This is a genomic window from Delftia sp. Lp-1, assembly GCF_020523835.1.
In the GTDB taxonomy this organism is placed as follows: domain Bacteria; phylum Pseudomonadota; class Gammaproteobacteria; order Burkholderiales; family Burkholderiaceae_C; genus Comamonas; species Comamonas acidovorans.
This window is the reverse complement of the sequence record NZ_JAJALJ010000001.1, coordinates 2,166,387-2,182,124: the sequence shown is the minus strand read 5'-3', so window position 1 is coordinate 2,182,124 and position 15,738 is coordinate 2,166,387. Positions and strand designations below refer to the sequence as shown.

General features: G+C 67.1%; 15 protein-coding genes. 8 read left to right on the top strand and 7 right to left on the bottom strand.

Annotated elements, in window-relative coordinates; genetic code table 11:
- Positions 1-3: 3 nt before the first annotated feature.
- From LGR64_RS09725 to LGR64_RS09715, 3 genes are all read right to left on the bottom strand, one after another.
- A complete protein-coding gene (locus LGR64_RS09725; protein ID WP_034394353.1) occupies positions 4-573 on the bottom strand; it encodes a flavodoxin family protein in 570 nt (189 codons plus the stop codon).
- A gap of 160 nt (positions 574-733) precedes the next feature.
- Complete coding sequence (locus tag LGR64_RS09720; RefSeq protein ID WP_013802170.1) at positions 734-1,141, bottom strand: DoxX family protein; 408 nt, start codon at positions 1,139-1,141, stop codon at positions 734-736.
- A 44-nt stretch (positions 1,142-1,185) separates the two neighbouring features.
- A complete protein-coding gene (locus LGR64_RS09715) occupies positions 1,186-1,887 on the bottom strand; it encodes a pirin family protein (RefSeq protein WP_034394356.1) in 702 nt (233 codons plus the stop codon).
- A gap of 133 nt (positions 1,888-2,020) precedes the next feature.
- Here LGR64_RS09715 and LGR64_RS09710 point away from each other — a divergent pair, with 133 nt between their 5' ends.
- The 5 genes from LGR64_RS09710 (at position 2,021) to LGR64_RS09690 (ending at position 7,092) form a co-directional block, all read left to right on the top strand.
- On the top strand, positions 2,021-2,959 hold the full coding sequence (locus tag LGR64_RS09710; RefSeq protein WP_034394359.1) for a LysR family transcriptional regulator: 939 nt from the start codon (positions 2,021-2,023) through the stop codon (positions 2,957-2,959).
- Between the two features lie 134 nt (positions 2,960-3,093).
- On the top strand, positions 3,094-4,221 hold the full coding sequence (locus LGR64_RS09705; RefSeq protein ID WP_088164516.1) for an NAD(P)/FAD-dependent oxidoreductase: 1,128 nt from the start codon (positions 3,094-3,096) through the stop codon (positions 4,219-4,221).
- A gap of 55 nt (positions 4,222-4,276) precedes the next feature.
- The gene (gene gluQRS / locus LGR64_RS09700) at positions 4,277-5,215 is read left to right on the top strand and encodes a tRNA glutamyl-Q(34) synthetase GluQRS (protein WP_141831736.1); all 939 of its coding nucleotides are present in this window, start codon (positions 4,277-4,279) and stop codon (positions 5,213-5,215) included.
- A gap of 64 nt (positions 5,216-5,279) precedes the next feature.
- Entirely contained in the window at positions 5,280-6,035 is a 756-nt protein-coding gene (gene trmB, locus LGR64_RS09695) for a tRNA (guanosine(46)-N7)-methyltransferase TrmB (RefSeq protein WP_373765413.1), read from the top strand.
- Positions 6,036-6,069: 34 nt separating this feature from the next.
- Positions 6,070-7,092 (top strand): GGDEF domain-containing protein, encoded by a 1,023-nt coding sequence (locus tag LGR64_RS09690; protein ID WP_088164513.1) that lies wholly within the window; start codon positions 6,070-6,072, stop codon positions 7,090-7,092.
- Between the two features lie 20 nt (positions 7,093-7,112).
- Here LGR64_RS09690 and LGR64_RS09685 read toward each other — a convergent pair whose 3' ends face one another.
- From LGR64_RS09685 to alaS, 3 genes are all read right to left on the bottom strand, one after another.
- On the bottom strand, positions 7,113-8,363 hold the full coding sequence (locus LGR64_RS09685) for a GGDEF domain-containing protein (protein ID WP_141831734.1): 1,251 nt from the start codon (positions 8,361-8,363) through the stop codon (positions 7,113-7,115).
- Positions 8,364-8,372: 9 nt separating this feature from the next.
- Positions 8,373-9,464 carry an ABC transporter substrate-binding protein gene (locus tag LGR64_RS09680; RefSeq protein ID WP_141831732.1) on the bottom strand — a complete coding sequence of 364 codons (1,092 nt, stop codon included), beginning with the start codon at positions 9,462-9,464 and terminating at the stop codon, positions 8,373-8,375.
- Positions 9,465-9,552: 88 nt separating this feature from the next.
- The gene (gene alaS / locus LGR64_RS09675) at positions 9,553-12,177 is read right to left on the bottom strand and encodes an alanine--tRNA ligase (RefSeq protein WP_034394377.1); all 2,625 of its coding nucleotides are present in this window, start codon (positions 12,175-12,177) and stop codon (positions 9,553-9,555) included.
- Positions 12,178-12,345: 168 nt separating this feature from the next.
- Between alaS and LGR64_RS09670 the strand changes: the two genes are divergently transcribed.
- Complete coding sequence (locus LGR64_RS09670; protein ID WP_141831730.1) at positions 12,346-12,546, top strand: hypothetical protein; 201 nt, start codon at positions 12,346-12,348, stop codon at positions 12,544-12,546.
- 66 nt (positions 12,547-12,612) lie between these two features.
- Positions 12,613-12,954 (top strand): hypothetical protein, encoded by a 342-nt coding sequence (locus LGR64_RS09665; protein WP_088164510.1) that lies wholly within the window; start codon positions 12,613-12,615, stop codon positions 12,952-12,954.
- 56 nt (positions 12,955-13,010) lie between these two features.
- Here LGR64_RS09665 and LGR64_RS09660 read toward each other — a convergent pair whose 3' ends face one another.
- A complete protein-coding gene (locus LGR64_RS09660; RefSeq protein ID WP_013802160.1) occupies positions 13,011-14,348 on the bottom strand; it encodes an MFS transporter in 1,338 nt (445 codons plus the stop codon).
- A 298-nt stretch (positions 14,349-14,646) separates the two neighbouring features.
- Here LGR64_RS09660 and cyoA point away from each other — a divergent pair, with 298 nt between their 5' ends.
- A complete protein-coding gene (gene cyoA, locus LGR64_RS09655; RefSeq protein ID WP_012205882.1) occupies positions 14,647-15,693 on the top strand; it encodes a ubiquinol oxidase subunit II in 1,047 nt (348 codons plus the stop codon).
- Positions 15,694-15,738 lie beyond the last annotated feature (45 nt).

Genomic DNA, 15,738 nt, shown 5'->3' with positions numbered 1-15,738 from the left:
CGATCAAGCCGCGCCGGCCTGGCGCATCAGCCGCAGCGCCTGCTGCGCCACGCGCTCGCCGAACACGCGCGCCGTCTCCAGGTCGCCCGGCAGCATCTCGGCGGCCGAGGCATCCGAGGCCGATTGCGCCATGGCACCGCTGAAGGCGCCTATCCAGTTGAGGTCATTGCGCTGCGCGGCGCGCGCGTTGGACGGCAACATGCCGCTGCCCACCCACAGGCCACCATGCTGCATGGCCAGCTGGAACAGGTAGTCCAGCGTGGTCTGCTTGTTGCCGTTGACACTGGCACTGTTGGTGAAGCCGGCGAACAGCTTGTCCTTCCAGGCCTGCACGAACCACGGCTTGGAAGAGGCATCGGCAAAGCGCTTGAACTGCCAGCTCGGCCCGCCCATGTAGGTGGGCGATCCAAAGACGATGGCGTCTGCCGCCGCCAGCAACTCCCAGCCACCCGCAGGCAGCTGGCCGTCGCTGTCGATCGACAGCATGCGCGCGCCTGCGCCGTCGGCCACGGCCTGGGCCATGCGCTGGGTGTGTCCGTAACCCGAGTGGTAGACCACCACGATATCTGCCATACAAGAAATCCAATCCTCAGACGCCCTGCGCAGCCACAGGCCAGCCAGCGCCGCATTCATCAATCCATCCACGCCAAAGGGCCCCGCAGCGCTGCTGCGGGGCCCACTCAAGGCAGTAGCCTAACAAAAATCAGGGCATGGCCAACGCTGCCCCACCCACTTAATGGCGGCGCGCATCCACGCTCCAGCCACCGGCACCGTGGGCGGCAAAGCCCAGCAGGCCGCCAGTCACGGCGATGTTCTTCCAGAACAGCAGCTGCTGCATCATGGCCGCGTCGGCCGGCACGCTCCAGTAGGCATGGAAGAAGAAGCTGGCCACCAGCGTGAAGAACGCCAGCACCAGGGCCGCCCAGCGCGTGCACCAGCCCAGCAGCAAGGCCAGGCCGCCGACGATCTCCACCACCAGGGCAATGGCCACGCCGATCTGCGGCATGGGCATGCCTACCGATGCGGCATAGCCCACGGTCCCGGCGAAGCCTCCGATTTTCTGAAAGCCCGCAGGCACGAACATCAGCGCGATCAGGATGCGGCCGGCCAGCGCCAGCGGGTTGCTCAGACGGTTCAACATGATGGGTACTCCTCGTGAATCTTCAGAGCGTGCTGTGCACGCTCTCAGGCTTGCAGATCGAACACCAGGACCTCGGACTGTTCCCCGTCGTGCAGGCGCAGTCGCGGTTCATTCTCCACAAGGGCCGCATCGCCCGTTGTCAGCCGTTGCCCATTGACACTCAGCGCGCCGCGCACCAGGTGCACATAGGTCTTGCGGCCGGCGGGCAGTTCCAGCTCGGCCTGCTCATCGCCGTCGAACAGCCCGGCATACAGCCGGGCATCGGCATGGACGCTGACCGAGCCCTCGGCGCCATCGGGCGAGGCCACCAGGCGCAGCCGGCCGCGCTTTTCCTCGTCGGCAAAGGCTTTTTGCGCATAGCCGGGCGCTATGCCCGTCTCGCTGGGCAGCAGCCAGATCTGCAGGAAATGCGTGGTCTGGCCCGGCGCATGGTTGTGCTCGCTGTGGACCACGCCCGAGCCGGCGCTCATGCGCTGCACCTCGCCGGGCGAGATGGTCTGCTCGTTGCCCATGCTGTCCTTGTGCGAGAGCCGGCCTTCGAGCACGTAGCTGATGATCTCCATGTCCTTGTGGCCATGGGAGCCGAAGCCCGTGCCCGGGGCGATGTGGTCCTCGTTGATCACGCGCAGGTTGCCAAAGCCCATGTGGCGCGGATCGTGGTAGCCCGCAAACGAGAAGCTGTGGTGCGAGCGCAGCCAGCCATGGTCGGCATGGCCGCGTTCCCGGGATTTGCGCAGGGCGATCATGTTTTTGTCCCTTTCCAACGTGTCAGATCTTCGAAACTCTTGCGTCGATGGCTCCACTGTAGAAGCCGCTGCCGCAGGCAAGGCGCAGCAGGATTGATGGCATCATTCAAAGCTTTTGAAGCCATAACGCCCCATGCCCAGCCCCCGCGACGTGCTCACCCCCGACAGCCTGGCCATGCTCCAGGCCATTGCCGAGGCCGGCAGCTTTGCCGCCGCAGCACGCCAGCTGGGCCTGGTGCCCAGTGCCCTGACCTACCGTGTGCGCCAGATCGAAGATGCGCTGGACGTGCTGCTGTTCGACCGCCGCTCGCGCCACGCCCAGCCCACCGAGGCCGGCCGGGAGCTGCTGCGCGAGGGGGTGCGCCTGCTGCATGAGATCGACACCGTGGCGCATCGCGTGCGCCGCGTGGCCACGGGCTGGGAGCCTCACCTGACCATCGTGGTCGATGGTGCCGTGGCGCGCACGCCGATGCTGGAGCTGGTCGAGGCCTTCTACGCCATGCAGCCACCCACGCGGCTGAAGCTGCGCGACGGCATCCTCACCGGCACGCTGGAGACGCTGACCTCGGGCCGGGCCGACCTGGCCATCGGCGTGGCGGTCAACTCCAGCAACGTGGCGGGCCTGCAGGCCTGCGAGCTGGGCGAGCTGGACTTCGTCTTTGCCGTGGCGCCCCACCATCCGCTGGCCACGGCGCCCGAGCCCATCACCGACGCTACCTTGCTGCAGCACCGCATCATCGCCGTGGCCGATTCAGGCCTGCGCGACAGCGCCAGCATGGGCCTGCTCAGCGGCCAGGACATCTTCACCGTGGACTCCATGCAGGCCAAGATCGAGGCCCAGGTGCGCGGCATAGGCTGCGGCTTCCTGCCCCATTTCATGGCCGATGTGTATGTGCAGGCCGGCCTGCTGGTAACACGCCAGGTCGCCCGGCCCTCGCGCAATGTGCGCATGCACTACGCATGGTCCTGCCCGCCGCAGCAGGTCCCCCCGCGCGCGCTGCAGTGGTGGCTGCAGCAGTTGGAGAGCCCCGCCACGCGCCGCGCTCTCATGGAAAATCATCACCGACATTGAGCTGGCGCACGCCGCCGGGCGGTCTTCGCGGGTGTAGAGTGGTTACAGGTCCCGGCCTGCCACGCCGCTGCGGTGCAACAGGCCGGAAAGGACATGCTTCCCGGAATCTGCCACTGCCCGCAAAGGTCTGCTCCATGAACGCTTCCCGCGCTGCCTCCAAGTCCACGGTCAAGAAAAAGGCCACCAAGCCCCCCGAAGCCTCCAAGGCGCGCCCCAAGGCCGGCGCACGCCGCATTGCCGTGATTGGCGCCGGCATGGCGGGCCTGGCCTGCGCACGCACGCTGATGCAGGCCGGCCACGATGTCCATGTCTACGAGCGGCTGCCCCAGGTGGGCGGGCGCATGCGCTCTGTCAACGCCGCGCATGGCGCCTTCGACATCGGCGCGCAGTATTTCACCGTGCGCGACAAGCGCTTCGAGCTGGCCCTGCAGACCGTGCCCGGCCTGTGCCGCCCCTGGAGCGTGAGCACGCTGCGCGTGCTGGATGCGCAGGGCCGCCAGTCCAGCGCCGCACCCGCACCCACCGAAGCCCATTGGGTGGCCACGCCCGACATGCAGGCCCTGCCGCTGGCCTGGGCCGCGCCGCTGTGGGATGCCGACCGCCTGCACCTGGGCCAGCGCGTGACCAAGCTCGAACGCCAGCCCGGCCCGCAGGGCTGGAGCCTGCATGTGGAGACTACCGAGCCGACCACGCAGATCCGCGCAGGCTTCGATGAAGTGATACTCGCCCTGCCCGCGCCCCAGGCGCGCCAGCTGCTGCAGACCACGCCCCTGGCCCTGTCGCTGGTGCAGGGCATGGCGGCCGTGGAAATGGCGCCCTGCTGGGCGCTGACGCTGTCCTACCCCATGGCCACCGAGGCCGGCCTGTCCACCCTGGGGCCGCAGTGGAATGCGGCCCGCACCACGCATGAGCGCGCGGTCTGGGTGGCACGTGAATCCTCCAAGCCGGGCCGCTCCCAAAGCGAACGCTGGACCGTGCTGGCCAGCCCCCAATGGTCGCAGGAGCACCGCGCCGACGACGCCCCGCGCGTGCTGGCCAAGATGCAGAAGGCCTTTGGCGAGATCACGCGCATCCGCATCCCTCCCCGCCATGCCAGCGTCTACCTCTGGCCCCATGCGCAGACCCTGTCGCCGCTGGGCCGCAGCCATTTGCGCAACAAGGATGCGGGCCTGGGCCTGTGCGGCGACTGGTGCATTGGCCGCCGCGTGGAGGATGCCTTTGTCTCGGGACTGGAAATGGCCCTGGCGTTGGTTGCAGACTGAACCAGGCCACCAGGTCCTGGCAGGGGGCGGCGCAAGGCCTTAACATCCGGCCCCGATGATTCCCGCCGCCCCTGAATCCGCCGAAACCGGCTCCGCACCCGCCCCATCCCCGTATGTCGGCCGCTTTGCGCCCTCACCCACGGGCCTGCTGCATGCAGGCTCCCTGGTGGCGGCGCTGGCCAGCTGGCTGGACGCACGCGCCCATGACGGCCGCTGGCTGGTGCGCATCGAGGACATAGACCCTCCGCGCTGCCAGCCCGGTGCCGACACCGCCATCCTGAACCAGCTTGCCACCTGCGGCCTGCTGCCGGATGGAGAGCCCGTCTGGCAGTCCCGCCGCCACACCTTCTACGAAAGCGCACTGGAGCGGCTCAAGGCCGGCGGCCTGGCCTATCCCTGCGGCTGCACGCGCAAGGACATCGAGGCAGCCTGGGAAAACCTGGGCTGGGCCCATGAGCGCCATGTGGAGCGGCCCTACCCCGGCACCTGCCGCGACGGCCTGCACGGCAAGAGCGCCCGGGCCTGGCGCTTTGCGCTGGACCGCTTCACCCGCCACGACCCCGTGCTGCACTGGCAGGACCGCCGCTTGGGCGCCCAGCAGCAGGATGTGATCCACGGCGTGGGCGACTTTGTCCTGCGCCGGGCCGACGGCCTGTGGGCCTACCAGTTGGCCGTGGTCGTCGATGACGGCCTGCAGGGCATCACCCATGTGGTGCGCGGCGCCGACCTCGCCGACAATACGCCCCGCCAGATGCTGCTGCAGCGCGCCCTGGGCATAGATCACCCGCAGTACCTGCACACGCCGCTGGTGCTCATGCCCGACGGCGAAAAGCTTTCCAAGCAGCACGGTGCCCCCGCACTGGACCTGAGCGCCCCCGTGACCGCGCTGCGCACCGCAGCCGCCCACCTGGGACTGCCCCAGCCATCACCCCAGGCCGCATTGGGCGAAGCGCTGCAGTTCTGGGTCAGGGGCTGGCGCCATACATACAATTGAGCCCGTGAACCCAATTTCTTCCCCCCAAGCCGAGCAGTCCATGGACGGCGATACCCCGAACACCATGTCCGCTGCCCCCGGTGCGCCGCACGATTCCTCTTCGCCCTCCACACCTGCGGCCGCCCGTACCGGCCAGCCGCCCGAGGGCGTGGCCCATCCCAAGACCATCAAGAGCTATGTGCGCCGCGCCGGCCGCACCACGACAGGCCAGGCCAAGGCCTTCGAGGAGCTGGGTCCGCGCTTCGTGCTGAACTACCAGGCCGCGCCGCTGGACGCCTCGGCCACCTATGGCCGCCAGGCCCCCCTGATCCTGGAGATCGGCTTCGGCATGGGCGAGGCCACGGCCCACATCGCGCGCGTGCGCCCCGATGACAACTTCCTGTGCTGCGAGGTGCACGAGCCCGGCGTGGGCGCCCTGCTCAAGCGCATTGGCGAGCAGGACATCTCCAACATCCGCATCCTGCAGCACGACGCCGTCGAAGTCATCGACAACATGCTGCCCGAGGCCAGCCTGGACGGCATCCACATCTTCTTCCCCGATCCCTGGCACAAGAAAAAGCACAACAAGCGCCGCCTGATCCAGGAGCCTCTGGTGGCCAAGCTGGCACGCCGGCTGCGTCCCGGTGGCTACATCCACTGCGCCACCGACTGGGAGCCCTATGCGGTGCAGATGCTGGAGGTGCTGGGCGCGGAGCCCCTGCTGGCCAACACGGCCGAAGGCTATGCCGCCAAGCCCGACTACCGGCCGCTGACCAAGTTCGAGAACCGTGGCATCCGCCTGGGCCACGGCGTGTGGGATCTGGTGTTTGAGCGCCGCTGAGCCGGTCGCGCCCTCTTCCAATACAAGGCCTCGCATGCAGCCATTGCTACAGAATCTGGTCGAGATGACGGCCCACAGGGACCATCTGCGATTGGAAATCTCGGTGCTGTCCACCCTGTTCAAGCTCAATGGCGTGGTGCAGGTGCGGGCGCTGGAGCTGTTCGCCATGCCCGACGGCAGGCATTGCGTGCGTGCGCGCACCTGGAGCCAGGGCGATCAGGTCATGTCCACCGATGCCGAGGCCTTGTATGACCCGCAAAGCGTGGAGCTGGCCTCCATGCCCGCGCTGCAGCAGGCGCTGCAGCAGCGTGCCCTCATCGCCTCGGCCGTGCAGCCCGATGGCCAGCACGTGCTGTGGCTGCCGCTGTGGCGCCAGGAGACGGCCTACCACTGCCTGGAGATCACGCAGTCCACGGCCTTCTCGCCCAGCCGGCTCGATGTGATCCAGGGCATCTTCGGCGTCTATCACAACTACCAGAGCCTGCTGGACTACAGCGAACGCGATGCGCTGACCGGCCTGCTCAACCGCAAGACCTTCGACGAGCAGTTCCTGCGCCTGTCGCTGCAGGAGCCGCCGATGGCCATGCCGGGCGTGGCCACGGAAGACGTTCCCGGCCAGTGGCTGGCCGCCATCGACATCGACCATTTCAAGCGCATCAACGACCGCTTTGGCCACCTGTATGGCGACGAGGTGCTGATCCTGGTGGCCAACATCCTGCGCAGCTGCTTCGACGCCAAGGACCGTGTGTTCCGCTTCGGCGGCGAGGAATTCGTGGTGCTGCTGCGCTCGGTCAGCCTGGTCAATGCCCGCAAGGCGCTGGAGCGCCTGCGCCACGACGTGGAGAGCTACGAATTCCCCCAGGTCGGCCGCATCACCGTGAGCACGGGCTTTGCCGCCATGGGCACGGGCGCACCCGTGGAGGTGCTGGGCCATGCCGACCAGGCCCTCTACCACGCCAAGGAGCATGGCCGCAACCAGACCTGGTACTACGGTGATCTGATCACCCAGGGGCTGCTGGCACCCCAGGTGAACAGCAACGACATCGAACTGTTCTGAGCCGGCCCGGCGCCGTGCCGTCAGGCGAGGCCGGCCACGCGCACGCAGTCGCGCCCGGCGTGCTTGGCCTCGTAGAGCATGGCATCGGCGCGCTGCAGCAGTTCCTGCGCGCTCTCGGCGCCCTGCAGTTGTGCCACGCCAAAGCTGGCCGTCGCCGCCAGCTCCAGGCCATGGACCTGTATGGGCGTGGAGCGTATGGCCTCGCGCAGCTGCCCGGCCAGCGCCCAGGCCTGGGCCGCAGCCACACCGGGCATCACGATCAGGAACTCCTCCCCGCCATAGCGCGCCATCCATTGCGCCGAAGGCTCCCGCTCCAGTGCGCGCCGGCAACGCAGTGCCACCTCGCGCAGCACGGCATCGCCTGCGGCATGGCCGTGCCTGTCATTGACCTGCTTGAAGCGGTCCACGTCCACGAACATCACGCTCAGGGCCGCACCCAGGCGCTGGCCCTGGGCGACCTCGGAGGCCAGGCGCTCGTCCATGGCGCGGCGGTTGAGGCATCCGGTCAGCGCATCGGTCAGCGACATGCGCTTGACCTCTTCCACCAGCTCCTCCAGCTGGGCCGTGCGCTGGGCCACCAGCAGGTCCAGATGCTCGATGTGGCCGCGCAGGTCATGCTGCAACTGGCCAAAGCCCTGCACCACCATGTCGATCTCGTCGCGCTGCCCGCGGCGCGCCCGCTCCAGCACCAAGGGCCTCGACAACTCATTGGGTTTGAGGTTGGCCGCAAAGCCCGCAATCTGCTGCAGCGGCTGGCGCAGCTCCCTACGCATCACCCAGGCCACCATCAGACAGACCAGGGCCGTGAACAGCGCATAGCCCAGCAGCACGCGCAGCGTGGAGTCGCGCAGCACCTCCAGGTAGTGGCCCCGGTTCTCCCAGACCTGCAGTTCACCCAGCGGCAGGCTGGACTGGCTGTGACGCGGTGCCGGAATGAGCATGGACACGGCAGGCGCGCGGCCATCCCTGGGCTCGCCCGCCTCGTACATCTCGCCCGTGGAGGTGACGCGCAGCTGCACATGTCCCACCAGGGGCAGCTTGCCCAGCCACTGCACCTGCTCGCGCACCAGGGCCGGCTCGATGTCCCACAACGCGGCGGAAAGCGAGATCATGCTGTTGGCCACCAGCGTCTCCATGGAGCGGCGAAACTCCTGCTGCCCCTTGCGGTACTCCCACCAGGCGTGGGCGCCGCCAAACACCAGCATGCAGGCCACGGCCAGCAGCATGATGCGCAGGATCAGCAGGGAGGCGATCGAACGGAAGCGGGGCATGGAAGGCGCTCAGCGCAGCAGGTGCTTGAGCTCGAATCCGTAGCGCCGCAGCTGGGGATTGAGGTGCTTGCTGTAGCTGCGAAAGTCCAGAGGGGCCAGCGGCGCGCTGATCCTGTGCTCGTAGCGGTCGATCTGGGACTTGTCCAGCAGCGTGAACATGGGCCGCACCTGCTCCAGCCCTTCGGAGGCGAAATCGGCGCCGTGCGCATGGTCGTAGAGCATGACCAGGGCCCAGGCGCCGGTCAGGAAATGGCCGCCCGCCAGTGCCGACAGCTCGCCCGTGCGCAGCGCCGTCATGGCGGCCGCCGATGAATTGATGGCGCTGAAGAAGGCGTCACGCCCCGGCGAGCCGCCCCGCGCGCGCCAGGCCTGCATGGCGCCAAAGGCCATCTCGTCGTTGCCCGCCCAGACCAGGCGAACCTCGGGATACCGCTGGAACAGCACGGCCGCCTGCTGCTCGGCGCGTTCGCGGCGCCATTCGCCAAAGACTTCCTGCTGCAGCACCACGTCGCTGGCCTCGGCCGCCGCGCGGCGCATGCCGGCATTGCGCTCCACCGAGGAGGGCGTGGAGCGGTCTCCGGCAATGGCCACCATGTGCAGCCGGCCATCGGCCGCACGCGCCTGGCCCGATGCCCGCGCAGCGGCGAACAGTGACTTGGCGGTCAGGTAGCCGGCCTCCTCGGCGCCCGGCTCCAGGCTGCCCAGCCAGTGGCGATAGCGCTCTCGCGCCACGCCGGTCTGGCCGCGCAACGTCTCGGGCACGCCGCTGAAGGCCATGAAGCTGTCGATGCCTGCGGCCTCCAGCGTGCGCAGGATTTCAGGCGCCACGCTGTAGTCGTTGGTAAACATCACGTAGCGGGGCCGCTGCCCCTTTGGCAAGGCGGCAATCTGGCGCGCAATCTCGATGGGGCGCAGGTGGTCGCGCTGCGCGTAGCGCACCTGCAGCTGCATGCCCAGGCTGCTGGCCGCGTCCTGCATGGCCTCGCTGACCGTGGTCCAGTAGCGCTCGTCGGAGCGGCCGGGGTTGATGAAGACCACGCTTTGCGCGGCGGCAGCGGCCGATTGCGCCAGCACGCCCATCACCCAGGCCATGTAGGTCATACGCAGCGCCCACGGCAAGACGCCCCGGTGGAGTCCACCGGGGCGTCCCGAAGAAGGGGCAGCAGGAATCATCTGCCGCGCAGCTGGGTCAGACGCGCTCTGCCACCCAGGCCTGCACACCGGCCAGCGCCGCGGGCAGGCCCGAAGCGTCCGTGCCGCCGGCCATGGCCATGTCGGGCTTGCCGCCGCCCTTGCCGCCGACCTGGCTGGCCACGAAGTTCACCAGATCGCCAGCCTTGATGCGCGAGGTCTCGGCCTTGGTCACGCCTGCGGCCAGTTGCACCTTGTCGCCATCGACGGCGGCCAGCACGATAGCTGCGGCGCCCAGCTTGTCCTTGAGCTTGTCCATGGTGTCGCGCAGGGTCTTGGCGTCGGCGCCTTCCAGCCTGGCGGCCAGCACCTTGATGCCCTTGACGTCCACAGCCTGGCCGGCCAGCTCGTCGCCCTGGCTGGAAGCGAGCTTGCCCTTGAGCGCAGCCACTTCCTTCTCCAGCGCGCGGATCTGCTCCAGCGCACCGCCGATGCGGGTGTTCAGCTCGGCTGTCGGCGCCTTCAGCGCGGCGGCGGCCTGGTCCACCGTGGATTCCAGCGATTGCAGGTAGGCCAGCGCGTTCTCGCCGGTCACCGCCTCGATGCGGCGCACGCCAGCGGCCACGCCGCCTTCGCCCACCACCTTGAACAGGCCGATGTCGCCGGTGCGCTGCACGTGGGTGCCGCCGCACAGTTCGCGGCTGCTGCCGATGTCCAGCACGCGCACGGAGTCGCCGTACTTCTCGCCGAACAGCATCATGGCGCCCGTGGCCTTGGCCGATTCGATGTCCATCACGCGCGCATCGGTGGGCGTGTTGGCCAGGATCTCGGCATTCACGCGGCGTTCGATCTCGCGGATCTCTTCAGCGGTCACGGGCTGGTTGTGGGCAAAGTCGAAGCGCGTGCGCTCGGCGTTGACCAGCGAGCCCTTTTGCTGCACGTGGTCGCCCAGCACTTCGCGCAGGGCCTTGTGCATGATGTGCGTGACCGAATGGTTGCGCATGGTGGCCGCACGCAGCTGCGTGTCCACCTCGGCCTGCACGGCATCGCCCACCTTGAGGCTGCCGGACTCCAGCACGCCGTGGTGGCCGAACACATCGGCCTTGATCTTGAGCGTGTCCTCGACCGCGAAGCGTGCGCCCGTGGTGCTGATCACACCCTGGTCGCCCACCTGGCCGCCGGACTCGGCGTAGAAAGGCGTGGTGTCGAGCACGACCACGCCGCTCTGGCCGGCCTTGAGTTCCTGCACGGCGCTGCCTTCGGCATACAGTGCCACCACCTTGGCGGCCTCGGCCAGCTTCTGGTAGCCCGTGAAGGCATTGGCATCGCCCGTGTATTCCAGGGCGCGGTCCATCTTGAACTTGCCTGCTGCGCGGGCCTTGTTCTTCTGCTCTTCCATGGCGGTCTGGAAGCCCGCCTCGTCCACGCTCAGGCCGCGCTCGCGGCAGACGTCGTTGGTCAGGTCCAGGGGGAAGCCGTAGGTGTCGTGCAGCTTGAAGGCCACGTCGCCGGGCAGCACCTTGGCGCCACCGGCCAGCGCCGCGTCCAGGATTTCCATGCCGTTGGCCAGGGTCTCGAAGAAGCGCTCTTCCTCGACCCGCAGCACTTCAGTGATGCGCGCTTCCTGCTCGCGGATCTTGGGATAGGCATCGCCCATCACGGCCACCAGATCCTTGACCAGCTTGTGGAAGAACGGGGTCTTCTGGCCCAGCTTGTAGCCGTGGCGGATGGCGCGGCGCACGATGCGGCGCTGCACGTAGCCGCGGCCTTCGTTGGAGGGGATCACGCCGTCGGCCACCAGGAAGGCGGTGGCGCGGATGTGGTCGGCGATCACCTTGAGCGAGGGGGTCTCGATGTCGGCGATGTGCGTCTCGCGCGCAGCGGCCTTGATCAGCGCCTGGAACAGGTCGATCTCATAGTTGCTGTGCACATGCTGCAGGATGGCGGCCAGGCGCTCCAGGCCCATGCCGGTGTCCACGCAGGGCGCGGGCAGCGGCTTGACGTTGCCCTGCTCGTCCATGTCGAACTGCATGAACACGTTGTTCCAGATCTCGATGAAGCGGTCGCCATCTTCATCAGGGCTGCCCGGAGGGCCGCCGGCCACGTGCGCGCCGTGGTCGTAGAAGATTTCCGAGCAGGGGCCGCAGGGGCCGGTGTCGGCCATCATCCAGAAGTTGTCGCTCTTGTAGCGGCCGCCCTTGTTGTCGCCGATGCGGATCACGCGCTCGGGCGGCAGGCCGATTTCCTTGGTCCAGATGTCATAGGCCTCGTCGTCCTCGGCGTAGACCGTGGCCAGCAGGCGTTCCTTGGGCAGCTTGTAGACCTCGGTCAGCAGCTCCCAGGCCCACTTGAGCGACTCGCGCTTGAAGTAGTCGCCGAAGGACCAGTTGCCCAGCATCTCGAAGAAGGTGTGGTGGCGGGCCGTGTAGCCCACGTTTTCCAGATCGTTGTGCTTGCCGCCTGCGCGCAGGCAGGTCTGCACCGAGGTGGCGCGCTTGTAGGGGCGCTTGTCGGTGCCCAGGAACACGTCCTTGAACTGGACCATGCCCGAGTTGGTGAACATCAGCGTCGGGTCGTTGCCGGGCACCAGGGGGCTCGACTCCACGATGGTGTGGCCCTTGGATGCGAAAAAGTCCAGAAAGCTCTTGCGAATGTCGGCAACGGTGAAAGTGGGTGTGCTCATGGTGTCTAGGAGTTCGGAGCGCGCACGCGGGGCGCTGTCCCTGGTGGGAGGGTGTCCCGTCGGGACCAACGCGCATTATAGGTTTGCCCCATGGTTGCGGCAGCGAGCCCTGCCTGGCCTCCATCACGCACCTGGCCAAAGAAGGCCTCTCCTCCCATCTGCCCGCCCTTGAGCACGATCTCCAGCCCGTCGCTGGCCGGATCGCTGCCATGCGCGCGCAACAGCGGCGCGCAGCTGGCCGGTCCACGGCGCCTGCAGCTGTGGGTGACGCCCCGTCTGGGCCGCAGGGCCGACATTCTTGCGCTGGAGAAATGGCTGGTGCAGGAGATGAGGGAGATGGCTAGCACAGGCGATCTAGCCGTTCCCTGATCCCGCTCAGACTGCGCGCGATGGGCGCCCTGGATAATCTCCAGCCGGAACCACAGCAAGCACACCATGGCGCAACCACAGACACCCGAGCCTCATTCCAGCGAACCGGCCCCCGCTGCCAGCGCCCACGGATCCGATCCGGCCAAACCGCCCAAGCCGCCAAAAAGCCGCATCGTGCCCTGGCTCATCGGCCTGCCCGTGGCCTTCTTCGCTGTGCTCATGCTGGCTGGCCAGTTGCTGTCCACGCCCGAAGGCGAGGCGCGCTGGGTGGAGCGCGAAACCATCAAGATCTGCCGCAAGGAAACCGCGCGGCCAGAGGCCGAGCGCAAGACGCAGCAGTTTGAATCGGTGCAGGACTGCGACAGGCTCGAATTCGACTTCAAGCAGCGCTACGGTGAAAACCCCTGAGGCGAAGTCACAACGAAAAAGGCCGGCAGAGCCGGCCTTTGATTTGCTGCGCCCGTTCAGTCGCGCGTCTCGATGGCGCGGTTGATGCCCAGCGCCGCCAGCGTGCACAGCGCACCCGACAGCAGATAGATCCCCAGCGCCACCAGTCCGAAGCGCGAGGACACGCCCAGGGCCACCAGCGGAGCGAATGCCGCGCCCACCAGCCAGGCCATGTCCGAGGACAACGCGGCACCCGTGTAGCGATAGCGTGAGGGGAAGTTGGACGTCACCGTGCCTGCCGCCTGGCCATAGGACAGGCCCAGCAGGATGAAGCCGACGATGATGAACACGTTGTTGCCCATCGTTCCGCTGCCCAGCAGCCAGGGCGCAAGGAAGCTGAAGATGCCGATCAGGCAGGCCATGGTGCCCAGCGTGTTGCGCCGGCCCACACGGTCGGCCAGCCAACCCGAGACCATGATGGCGGCAGCCGCACAGAAGGCGCCCACGATCTGCACCCCGAGCACATGGGTCACCGACTGGTCCGAGTACAGCGAGATCCAGGACAGCGGGAAGATGGTCACCAGGTGGAACAGCGCAAAGCTGGCCAGGGCGGCAAACGCACCGATCACCACGTTGCGACCCTCGTCGCGCATCAGCGGCAGCACGCCCATGGGCTCCAGCTCACGCTGCTGCAGCAGTTCGGTGTAGGACTGGCCCACGACCAGGCGCAGCCGGGCGAACAGTGCCACAACGTTGATGGCAAAGGCCACGCAGAAGGGATAGCGCCAGCCCCAGCTGAGGAACTCGTCGGCTCCCACATGGGCGTAGATGAAGGCAAACAGCCCTGCCGCGAGCACGAAGCCCAGCGGCGCGCCCAACTGGCCCATCATCGAATACCAGCCCCGCCGGTTCTTGGGCGCCGACATGGCCAGCAGCGACGGCAGGCCGTCCCACGAGCCACCCAGCGCAATGCCCTGGCCTATGCGCAGCAGCGCCAGCACGATGATGGCATTCACCCCCGCCTGCTGGTAGCTGGGCAGGAAGGCCATGCCCACGGTGCACACGCCCAGCAGAAACAGCGCCAGCGTCAGCTTGGTCGCCCGCCCCCAGCGCCGCTGCACGGCCATGGACAGCGCCGTGCCCAACGGCCGGGCCACAAAGGCCAGCGAGAAGATGGCGAACGACATCAGCGTGCCGTCGAGCTTGGAAAGGTAGGGAAACAGCAGTGCCGGGAAGACCAGCACGCAGGCGATGCCGAACACGAAGAAGTCGAAGTACTCCGAGGATCGCCCGATGATCACGCCGACGGCGATTTCGTTGGGCGTGACATCTTCGTGGGTGTCGGCGCGGGACAGAGATTCTTTGCTCTCATAGCTTCCGCCGGGGAAGCTTGCAGTTGTGTCGAGGCCGCTCATAGATGGATGCTCCTTGTCTCGTCTCACTGACAGCTCTGTTCTACGCCCTCGCTTGATCTGGCGCAAGGCGGTTTCCACCTCGACCGGCCTCGGTGTTTGTCCTGCTGCGCGCGACGCGAAAATGCGCCCTCCGGACCGCCAGGCACCTGCCGTGCACCCGCCCAGGTAGCAGAAAGTTCCCGGGTTCTCCTTGACGTTGGACAAAATGTCCAATGGACAAATTTATACTTCGTAATACATTTGCCCGGATCTTGTAATCCGCGTTTCTATGTAAACGCGCTCTTGTTGCGCCCCTAGCATGCTAAAAATCAAGGAACTCCGTGGGCCTGCGTGGCTCACCGCGGCCGCTTTGACAGCCAGTCTCACTGGCTGCAGCAAAGCCGTCGTGCTCAACCCCGCCGGCGACATCGCCGCGCAGCAAGGCAACCTGGTGGTCACGGCCACCTTGCTGATGCTGATCATCATCATCCCGGTGATCATCCTCACGCTGCTTTTCGCCTGGAAATACCGCCAGTCGAACACCGAGGCCCACTACGACCCCGAATGGCACCACTCCACCACGCTGGAGCTGGTGATCTGGTCCGTGCCGCTGATGATCATCATCGCGCTGGGCGCCATCACCTGGATCAGCACCCACAAGCTGGACCCCTACCGTCCGCTGGACCGCGTCTCGGCCACCAAGCCGCTGAGCACCGATGTCAAGCCGCTGGAGGTGCAGGTCGTGGCCATGGACTGGAAGTGGCTGTTCTTCATCCCTGAAAAAGGCATCGCCACCGTCAACGAGCTGGCCGCTCCCGTGGATCGTCCCATCCACTTCAAGCTGACCGCCACCTCGACGATGAACTCCTTCTACGTGCCTGACCTGGCCGGCATGATCTATGCCATGCCCGGCATGCAGACCGAGCTGAACGCCGTGATCAACAAGCCCGGCGTGTTCCACGGCCTGGCATCGCACTACAGCGGCGCCGGCTTCTCGGGCATGACGTTCAAGTTCCACGGCCTGAGCAACGAAGAGTTCGATCAGTGGGTTGCCAAGGCCAAGTCCGAAGGCAAGGCCCTGACGCGCGATACCTACCTGAACCTGGTCAAGCCCAGCGAGCGCAACCCGGTCGAGCGCTTCGCCACGGTGGACGAAGGCCTGTACGACAAGGTGCTCAACCGCTGTGTCGAAGAAGGCAAGATGTGCATGCATCACATGATGGCCATCGACGCTGCCGGCGGCGAAGCCTATCTCAAGGCCGTGGGCATGAACCTGCCCCAGGATGTGTGCACGGTGCAAAACGCCGACCGCGTCGTGGCCTTCCTGGACCAGCGCGACGGCTCCGCAGCCGCTGCGCAGCAATAAGCAGTTAGCGGACGCGGACGACGGCCAGACCGCCGCCCGCTCCCA